This is a genomic window from Novosphingobium sp. ZW T3_23 (genome assembly GCF_044987305.1).
GTDB lineage: Bacteria > Pseudomonadota > Alphaproteobacteria > Sphingomonadales > Sphingomonadaceae > Novosphingobium.
On sequence record NZ_JBJDRF010000059.1, the window covers coordinates 21,386 to 30,132 of the forward strand.

At 66.4% G+C, this 8,747-nt stretch carries 8 protein-coding genes; 4 read left to right on the forward strand and 4 right to left on the reverse strand.

Annotated features, from left to right (window positions below; genetic code table 11):
* Window positions 1–7: 7 nt before the first annotated feature.
* Window positions 8–1,126 (forward strand): Gfo/Idh/MocA family protein, encoded by a 1,119-nt coding sequence (locus ACI3K3_RS21570; protein WP_404917481.1) that lies wholly within the window; start codon window positions 8–10, stop codon window positions 1,124–1,126.
* Window positions 1,123–2,142, forward strand: coding sequence for an SMP-30/gluconolactonase/LRE family protein (locus ACI3K3_RS21575; protein ID WP_404917468.1), 1,020 nt, complete (start codon window positions 1,123–1,125; stop codon window positions 2,140–2,142). Before ACI3K3_RS21570 ends, ACI3K3_RS21575 begins: the two co-directional genes overlap by 4 nt.
* 166 nt (window positions 2,143–2,308) lie before the next feature.
* Here the strand turns inward: ACI3K3_RS21575 and ACI3K3_RS21580 are convergent, their stop codons facing one another.
* Window positions 2,309–3,517: an MFS transporter gene (locus tag ACI3K3_RS21580; protein WP_404917470.1), complete on the reverse strand. Its 1,209-nt coding sequence runs from the start codon at window positions 3,515–3,517 to the stop codon at window positions 2,309–2,311.
* A 266-nt stretch (window positions 3,518–3,783) separates the two neighbouring features.
* Between ACI3K3_RS21580 and ACI3K3_RS21585 the strand changes: the two genes are divergently transcribed.
* Window positions 3,784–4,899: a zinc-binding dehydrogenase gene (locus tag ACI3K3_RS21585; protein WP_404917472.1), complete on the forward strand. Its 1,116-nt coding sequence runs from the start codon at window positions 3,784–3,786 to the stop codon at window positions 4,897–4,899.
* Here the strand turns inward: ACI3K3_RS21585 and ACI3K3_RS21590 are convergent.
* Window positions 4,896–5,138 carry a DUF3253 domain-containing protein gene (locus ACI3K3_RS21590; protein ID WP_404917474.1) on the reverse strand — a complete coding sequence of 81 codons (243 nt, stop codon included), beginning with the start codon at window positions 5,136–5,138 and terminating at the stop codon, window positions 4,896–4,898. The genes ACI3K3_RS21585 and ACI3K3_RS21590 overlap by 4 nt on opposite strands.
* Window positions 5,135–5,425, reverse strand: coding sequence for a UvrB/UvrC motif-containing protein (locus tag ACI3K3_RS21595; protein ID WP_404917483.1), 291 nt, complete (start codon window positions 5,423–5,425; stop codon window positions 5,135–5,137). The genes ACI3K3_RS21590 and ACI3K3_RS21595 overlap by 4 nt, the downstream gene beginning before the upstream one ends.
* Before the next feature lie 124 nt (window positions 5,426–5,549).
* Between ACI3K3_RS21595 and ACI3K3_RS21600 the strand changes: the two genes are divergently transcribed.
* Complete coding sequence (locus ACI3K3_RS21600) at window positions 5,550–6,662, forward strand: ThuA domain-containing protein (protein ID WP_404917475.1); 1,113 nt, start codon at window positions 5,550–5,552, stop codon at window positions 6,660–6,662.
* A gap of 58 nt (window positions 6,663–6,720) precedes the next feature.
* On the opposite strand, the gene ACI3K3_RS21605 is transcribed toward ACI3K3_RS21600, so the two are convergent.
* Window positions 6,721–8,556, reverse strand: coding sequence for a DUF885 domain-containing protein (locus ACI3K3_RS21605; RefSeq protein WP_404917477.1), 1,836 nt, complete (start codon window positions 8,554–8,556; stop codon window positions 6,721–6,723).
* Window positions 8,557–8,747: the final 191 nt, after the last annotated feature.

Below are 8,747 nucleotides of genomic sequence, written 5' to 3' on the forward strand. Positions count from 1 at the left end.
GATGGCGATGGGAACGCGGCGCGAGGTGCTTGGAATCGGCGCGAAGGTTGCGGCTCTGGGCCTGGCGCCCGGACTCGCGGGGCAGGCCCATGCCGCCTTACCCCGAGATTCCGGGCGCAAGATCGGATACGCGGTGGTCGGCCTGGGTTACTATGCCACCCGGCAGATCATGCCGAACTTTGCGGGATGCGAACATTCGCGGCTCGTCGCTCTGGTCAGCGGCACGCCCGCGAAGCTGGAGCAATACGGCGCGCAGTACGGCATTCCCGCCAGTCACCGCTACAGTTACGACCAGTTCGACGCGATCCGCGACAATCCGGATATCGACGCTGTCTACGTAGTTCTGCCCAATAGTCTCCATGCCGAATACAGCATCCGCGCGGCGCAGGCGGGCAAGCATGTTCTCTGCGAGAAGCCGATGGCGACCTCGGTGGCGGAATGCCAGGCGATGATCGCGGCCAGCCGCAAGGCCGGGAAGAAGCTGATGATCGGCTATCGCTCGCGGTTCGAGCCTTACAACCGATTGGCGATAGAACTGGCGCGTGGCGGCCATGTCGGCCCGACCCGGCTTGTCACGGCCGAGCACGGCTTTCCCATCAAGCCCGATCAATGGCGGCTCGACAAGGCGCTGTCGGGCGGCGGCTCGATGATGGACATCGGCATCTACAGCCTCAACGCCGCCCGCTATCTCACGGGCGAGGAGCCGGTGGAAGTCAGCGCGGTGGAATCGACCGACCGTTCCGATCCGCGCTTCCGCACGGTGGAAGATCGCGTCAGCTTCGTCCTGCGGTTTCCCTCGGGCGTGCAGGCCAACTGCATCTCCAGCTACAGTTCGGCGCACAACGGCTATCGGGTGATCGGCACGCAAGGCTGGATCGCCTTGGAGCCTGCCACGCCCTACACCGGTCAGGCCATGACCATTCGCAAGGACAACGTCACCACGCCTCGAACTCTGCCGGAACCTGCGCGCAACCAGTTCGTCGGGCAGCTCGACCATCTGGCCGAGTGCGTGCTCACCGGAGCCACCCCGATCGTGCCGGGCGAGGAAGGCCTGGCCGATATGCGCCTGATCGAGGCGATCTACCGATCCGCAGCGGAACGTCGCCATGTCGAGCTGAAGGCATGATCGCCCGCCGCGCGGTGCTGGCCGGCCTGGCGGCGGCTCCTTTGCTGGAGCTGATCGGGCTGGAGGCGGCGGGAATGGCGGCGACGGATCCCGCGTTCGGTACCGTACGCCGCTTAGATCCCGCGTTCGACCGCATTGTGACGCCCGGTGCCTCGGTTCGTCGCCTCGCCTCGGGCTTTCGCTGGGCGGAAGGGCCGGTCTGGGTTCCGGCCCAGAATGCCCTGCTGTTCGGCGATCCGCCCAGCAACACGGTCCATCGCTGGACGGCGGCCAAGGGCGTCGAAGTGTTCCTGCGCCCCTCGGGGCTCCGGACGCCGGTGCCCGCGAGCATACGCGAGCCCGGCCTCAACGGCATTGCCCTGGATGCGCGCGGCAGGTTGATCGGGGCCGACAGCGGATCGCGCGCGATCGTGCGCATAGACCTGGAATCCCGGCGCCGGGACGTGCTGGTCGATCGCTTCGAGGGCAAGCGCCTGAACAGCCCCAACGACCTTTGCGTTGCGAAGTCCGGCGCCATCTACTTCACCGATCCGACATACGGGCTGGCGGACGGAGACGAATCGACACTGCGGGAAGTGCCGTGGTGCGGCCTCTACCGGCTTTCTCCGGACGGGAAGCTGGACCTGCTGGACAAGAGCCATCGTCGGCCCAACGGCGTCGCGCTCTCGCCAGACGAACGCACGCTCTACTTGTCCCTCTCGGACGAAGCGCAACCGGAGGTGCTGGCCTATGCGCTGGATGCCAAGGGCATGCCGGGCGAACGGAGGCGGTTTCTGGACCTGCGTGCCGAACATGCGGCGGGCCGTCCGGGCCTGCCCGACGGTATCAAGGTGGATGCGCGCGGGACCGTCTTCGCGACGGGTCCGGGCGGGGTCCACGTCTGTAGTGCGGACGGGCGCGTGCTCGGAGTGGTCGAGACGGGCAAGGCCGTTGCCAACTGCGCCATCGGGGAGGGCGGACGGACGCTGTTCATGACATCGTCCGACATGCTCGCCGCGATCCCGCTGGAGTTTTAGAGATCGTTTGAAAAATGCCTGAAGGGCATTTTTAGAGCGGCACCGGCCCGCGCCCCCACCCTACCACCCGCAGGATACTACCGTTGGGTGGTAGGGTGGGGGCGCCTGAGGAATATGGGGGCCGGTGCCGCAAAATTCGCCTGCGGCGAATTTTCAAACAGACCTCCTAGCCCGCCGCCACCTCCACGGGGCGGTTCGGCATGAACAGCAGCAGGACCGCACCGACGAGCACCGTGACGCCGCAAAGCGCCAGGAACGGCGCGAAATTGCCGCCACCGCGCAAGGTGAAGCTCAGCATGATCGCCCCCAGCGACGCGGCCCCGGCGATGATCGCGGTCATCATGCCCATGACCGAGCTGTAGACCTGCACGCCGAATGCCCGCGCGACAAGGAAGCTGATGAGGTCGCCCTCCGCGCCGAAAGTGAGCCCGATCATCACCACGCTCATCGCTACGATCATGGGCGAGGACAGGGATGAGGCCATCAGGAACAGACCGACGGATGACAGGGCCATGGCCACGAAGGCGACCAGATGGGCCGGCAACCGATCCAGCGCGAGTCCGCAGGCGAAGCGGCCCGCCAGCGTGCCCGAGGCGAAAGCCGAGATCATCACGGCGATGCTGCCGGTTTCGATGCCCTTGTCGAGCAGGACGAGGTTGAGCTGCGAAAGGGCGATGATCTGCGGAAGATTGCAGAACAGCATGGCACCGGCGAGAATCCAGAAGGCGCGGCTGCGGAAGATGACCGGATAGTCCTTGCGCGCCGACCGCTTGGGCTTGTCGGTTCCTGCGGGGTGCCGCTCGGACGGCATCAGCAGCAGCGCCAGGCCGCCCAGCAGCGCGGATACCACGGCGACGAGCATGTAGCCCGATCGCCAGCCGTTCGCCTCTACGTACTGGTTGAGCAGCGGGGCGGCGACAACACCCATGGCCGCCGGGCCGGATGCCACGATGGCCAGCGCCACGCCGCGCGCATGCACGACATGCTGCACCACCGCCCGGCTGTAGACGGTTGCGGTGGTGGTTATGCAGATGAGCCCCATCGCCACGAACAGGGCGATGTAGACGCGGATATCCCCGTTCATGCGGCTGAGCAGCCCATAGCCGATCGGGCAGGCCACGACCCCGATGAAGGCGGTGCGCTTCACGCCCACCACGTCGGTCAGTCGCCCGATGAAGGGGAATACCAGCACGCACACCAGCGTAAGGCTGCCTACCGCTGCGAAGTCCGCCTTGGACCACCCGAACTCGCGAAGGAGATGCGGCGCCATGATGCTGGTGATGTAATTGGTGATCGAATAGCCTGAACTCAGGCCGATGATCGCCGCCAGCAGGGGGCGCCATTGTGCCCGCAGTTCCTGAAGGTAGGCCGGCATTCCATGCTCTCCCGAAGCGCTTCCGTTTCCGGGGGCAGCACGTTTACCGTTCGGCCCCTGTCGGAACGGCGCTTTGCACCTGTCCGACTTACGGCTCGAAGCTGGCCCCGAATGCATCATGCATCAAGCATGGCGGCAGCCGCCGGGGCGATATGGCATTTCCATTCCGTGAAGCGCGTGAATGCCGGCCGAGGCTTGCGACGCCGAGGGTGCGTCCTATGTTTGAGGCAGCGGAGCACCCGCCCGCAGCGGCATGGGAGATGAGCATGGGTTTCGAAGGACGTGAGCTGAGATCGACGGTGCAGGACGGGCGGCTCCGCCTTTCCCTGGAAACCGTCCGGATCGATGATCCCGCCGATGACGAGATCGTCGTGCGCGTGGAGGCGGCGCCGATCAATCCCAGCGACATCGGGCTGCTGATCGGCCCGGCGGACCTCCAGAGCCTGCGCGAGGAGGCGGGCGGCCTTTCCTTCGATATCCCGCAGGCGCGCCTGGGTTCCGTCGCCGGTCGGGCGGGGCAGTCGATGGCGGTGGGCAATGAAGGCGCGGGCACGGTCGTGGCGGCCGGCAAGGCGGTGGCGCATCTCCAGGGCCGGCGCGTCGGCATGATCGGCGGGGCCATGTACGCCGACTATCGCCGCATCCGCGCGGCCGATGCGGTTCCCTTGCCGGAGGATGCGACGGCGGCCGATGGCGCCGCGATGTTCGTCAATCCGCTGACGGCGCTGGGTTTCGTGGAGACGGCGCGGCAAGGCGGGCACAAGGCGATCGTCCATACCGCCGCCGCATCGAACCTGGGCCAGATGCTCCAGAGGATCTGCCTTGCCGACGGGATCCCGCTGGTGAACATCGTCCGCTCGGAGGAGCAGGCCGAAATCCTCCGGCGCATCGGCGCGACTCACGTCCTGAACAGCAAGGACAAGGACTTCGCGGAAAACCTTGCGAGCGCGGTCGAGCAGACCGGGGCGACGATCGCGTTCGATGCCATCGGCGGGGGGACGCTGGGCAGCGACATCCTGCGGGCCATGGAGCGCGCGTCGGTCAAGGCTTCGGCCGAGTTCAGCCGCTATGGCTCCACCGTGTTCAAGGAACTCTACATATATGGCGCGCTGGACATGTCACCGACCACGCTGGATCGCATGGCGTTCGGTTTCCAGTGGAGCGTGTCCGGATGGCTGCTGTTCCCGTTCCTCCAGAAAGCCGGGCCCGAGGTCGCCGCAAGGTTACGCGCGCGCGTGGTCGAGGAATTGAAGACGACCTTCGCGAGCCATTACACGCGGGTGATCGGCCTGGCCGAGGCGCTCGATCCCGACGTGCTGCGCGCCTACGAGCGCAAGGCGACGGGCGAGAAGTTCCTGATCGATCCGACCAGGGATAGCTAGGAGTTCGAACGCCTGATGCGGTAGGGGCCGGTCCTTGCCGCCAGCGGCTGACCCTTCCAGCTCAGTTCGACAAGTCCCTCGGCGAGCAGGCGGTCTACGGCGGCATGGATGGTCGGCATGTCGCTGCGCCAGCTTTCGGGTGAAGCCATCGCCCGCGCCGCTTCGCTGGGGCAGATCGTTTCATCCGGCCTGCGGGCGGCCAGGAGTTTCAGGATCGTGTTCCGCGCGTCGGCGGTCATTTCCGGCGCGGCCCGCGCGGCGCGGATCGGCCCTTCGTCATCGGGTCGGGCTTGGGCGGCGGCGTCCAACCCAGAGGCGGCGTCCTGCGCTGGTGGTTGGTCCCGAGGCCCATGGCGCCCGGTTTCTGGCGGGCGAGGCCCGACATGTCGGCTTCCTCTGCTTTCACTTCCGTCGCCCCGCCCCGCAGCAGGTTGATCCGGTCGCGGCACCGCTTCGCTTCCTCGAAATCGAGTGCGCGGACGGCCGCTTCCATCTTCTCCTGCAAGGCCCGGATCGTTTCGGTCATCATCGCCAAACGCACCAGGCGCCCTCCGGTTACCGCAAGAACCGATCGTTGCCGACGTGCATGGTCTTTTCCGTCCGACCTGCTTATCGTGCCGCGTAAATAGTGTCATGGGAGGGAGAATCTGATGCGCAAGTGTGCGCCGCTGATCGCGGCTGGGGCTTTGGTGATCGGGGTACTGGCAAGCTTTCCCGCGATGGCCAAACCGGTAACCGATTGCCCGTTGCGAGACGCACCCTTTTCCGCCGAATCGCCGCTGATCGACATTCTCCTCAGCCCCGCCGCCAAGGCGGTCGTCGAAGCGACGGCGGGCTCCACGCTCGACAAGGTGCCCGCGCGTTTCGCGGGAACGACACCGCCCAGTTTCGCGGCGATCCTGTCGCTGCGCTCGGCTTCGATGTTCACGGGGCTGAAGGCCGACGCCCTGGCCGACGTCGATGCCCGTTTGCGGAAGCTGCCCGTCACCGACGCGGACCGGGCGGCCCGGTGCGCGCGCTACGACAACGACGTGCCGGTGTTCACGCTCAAGCCCGGCAAGCGCCACATACTGGTGTTCGAGAAGATCAACGGGTTCCGCGACGGCCCCTCCGTCGATGCCGCCCATGCTGCGTTCGTCGCCATGGCGCAGCGCAAGGGCTGGGATCTCGTTACCACCGACAAAGCCGGCGCTTTCAATGCCAGGACGCTGGGACAGTTCGACGCCGTGATCTGGAACAACGTAAGCGGCGACGTGCTCACCCTGTCGCAACGCGCCGCGTTCCAGCGCTTCCTGGAGCGTGGCGGCGGCTTCGTGGGCGTTCACGGAACTGCCGGCGATCCCTCCTATTTCTGGGACTGGTATGCCGACAGCCTGATCGGCGCCCGTTTCAAGGGCCACCCGATGAACCCGCAGTACCAGGAAGCGCGGATAGCGGTGGATACCGCCAGCCCGCTTGCCGCCGGACTTCCCGCGGAATGGCGGATGACCGATGAATGGTATTCCTTCAGCACCAATCCGCGCAAGGCGGGTGCGAAGGTGGTCCTGAGCCTGGACGAGAGCACCTACAGCCCGGTCGGGCCGATGAACGTGGACTTGCGGATGGGCGATCATCCGCTGGCCTGGACGAACTGCATCGGCAAGGGGCGGATGTTCTATTCGGCGATCGGCCACCGGCCCGAAACCTACAGCCGGCCCGAATATGTCACCCTGCTGGAAACCGCCATCGGCTGGGCGGCGGAAGACCGAAAGTCCTGCTCTTAAGCAGCAATTACCGCCTGACCGCGCCGGGCGCGCCGTCAGGCGGAGGGTCTTGCTTGCCTTAGGACTTCTGCGACAGAATCCAGTTGTCCACCACGCGTTCCAGCACTGTCAGCGGCATGCCGCCGCCGGCCAGGGCGGTATCGTGGAAGTTCCGGATATCGAAGCGCGGGCCGAGCGCGGCCTTCGCCTTTTCGCGCAGGCGAAGCCATTCGTTGTGGCCCACCTTGTACGCGCAGGCCTGGCCCGGCCAGGAGCAGTACCGCTCGATTTCCGAGGTGGCGCCGCCTTCGGCCCGGCCGGTGTTGTCGATGAAGTAGCGGATGGCCTGTTCGCGGCTCCACCCCTTGGCGTGGATGCCGGTATCGACCACCAGACGCACGGCCCGGAACAGCAGGCTCTGGTAGAAGCCCACCCGGCCCAGCGGGTCGTTGTCGTAGGCGCCCAGTTCGTCGGCAAGCTGTTCCGCATAGAGGCCCCAGCCTTCGCCGTAGCTGGAGAAGAAGATCAGGTTCATCAGCTTGGGCGCGGCGGCGCTTTCCTGCTGGAGGGCGATCTGCAGGTGGTGGCCGGGAATGGCCTCATGATAGGTGAGGGTGGGAAGGCCGAACTTCGGCCAGTTGGCCGTGTCGGTCAGGTTGATCCAGTAGATGCCCGGGCGCGTGCCGTCGAGGCTGGGCGAATTGTAGTAGCCCTGCGATGCGCCTTCCTGGATTTCGGGCGGCACCCGCTTGATCTCCACGCCCGCCTTGGGCAGGCGGCCGAATGCCTTCGGCAGCAGGGCCTGCATCGCGGCCATCTGCTCGTTCAGATGCGCGATCAGTTCGGTCTTGGCGGCATCGGTATTGGGATAGACGTTCGCCGGGTTGGCGATCAGCGAGGCCATGCGTTCGCCCACGGTCCCCTGAGACATGCCCTGCTTCTTCAGCAGCGCGTCGGAGCGGGCGGTGAGGTCGGCAACCTGCTCAAGCCCGATACGGTGGATTTCGTCGGCGGAAAGCCGCGTGGTGGTGATGTAATTCAGGCTGTTCGCGTAATATTGCGCACCCTGGGGAAGCCGGGATACCGAGGCATCATGGCCGGCCTTCGGCAGGACCGCCTTCAGGGCGTCGTTCTGGCGCTGGAGCGCCGGATAGACGCGATCGGAAACCAGCTTCTCCACGCGCGCGCCCCAGTCGCCGGGGATCGACATTTCCTGGGTGCGCCGCGTGATCGACTGGACCAGCGTGGACTGTCCCGCCGCCGTGCCGAGCATTCCGGCCTGGAGGCCGATGGTCTTGTTCAGGATGAAGTCCGGCGGGATCACGCCCAGGCCGAAATCCTCGCGCATCCGGTCCGTCTCGGCGGCAAGCACATCCGCGAAGTCGGAAACGCGCGAGACATAGGCCTCGGCATCCGCGGCGGTCTTGATGGTGTGCTGGTTGTCCAGGAAGTCGGCCGTATTCAGATAGGCGCCGCCGCCCTGGCTGACCCGGTAGACCTGCGGCCAGCCGCCCTGTCCGTAAGGGATGGCGAAAGTCCTGATGACGCCGTCGAGATTGGCCGCGATCGTATCGTAGTAGATGCCATCCTGCGTGCTCATCCCGGCCCGGTTCAGGGTGCCGAGTTCGGCGCGGGCGGCGCGGGTGCGGGCCCGGTCCTGCTCCTCGCGCTCCCGCGTCGGGACGGTGAGGCGGGATTTCAGCGCCGCGCGCGCGCCGCTATCCAGGCCAAGCTGCGTCGCCGTTTCGGGCGAGGCATCGACCTGGGTGTCGAAATACTTGTCCATGAAGGCCGCGAGCGCGGGATCGCCCGCTCCTTCGGCCTTTCGAGCGCCCGATACGCCGGCGAAGGCGGGGGCGGCGGCCACGGCAGCCCCCACCGATGCGGAAGCAAGGAAGTGGCGACGGTCGATCATGGCAGCTCCGGCAATGGTTTAGTCTAGACCTATGCCATTGTGCCGGTGGAATGCAATGGAGCCGGAGAACGAGCCCTCTGGCTCCGTCGCATCGACGATCATCGAGAGGGCAGCGCTCGCTGCGGTCGGGCGGTTATTGCGGCAGGCTGTCCGTCTGTCGCAGCGCTTCGCCCAGCGCCAGCGCCGCCGAA